The following is a 320-nucleotide window of genomic DNA, read 5'->3' as shown; positions in this document are numbered from 1 at the left end:
AAGTTCTTTTTTCAAGACACCATGGAATGATTCAATACAAGCGTTATCATAGCAGTTCCCTTTTCTACTCATGCTACATTGCATTCCATACTTTTGTAATTGCTTTTGATAATCATGGGAAGCATATTGACTTCCTCGATCAGAATGATGCAAGACTGAACCTTCCGGTTTTTGACGGAAATAAGCTTGTTGTAAAGCCTTCCATACTAATTCTTTTGTCATCGTACGATCAGCATGCCAGCCCACAATTTTTCTAGAATACAAGTCCATCAGACTTGCTACATACAACCATCCTTCTTTCGTCGATACATAGGTAATAT

General features: G+C 37.5%; 1 protein-coding gene. It reads right to left on the bottom strand.

Annotation, left to right across the window (positions count from 1 at the left end; genetic code table 11):
- On the bottom strand, nucleotides 1-320 hold a 320-nt coding region (locus COK05_RS30825; protein WP_176539483.1), incomplete at both ends, for a DDE-type integrase/transposase/recombinase.

This window comes from Bacillus cereus (assembly GCF_002567495.1).
Classification (GTDB): Bacteria; Bacillota; Bacilli; order Bacillales; family Bacillaceae_G; genus Bacillus_A; species Bacillus_A cereus_AQ.
Note: the sequence above shows the minus strand (reverse complement) of the source record. Positions and strands in the feature narration are given on the sequence as shown.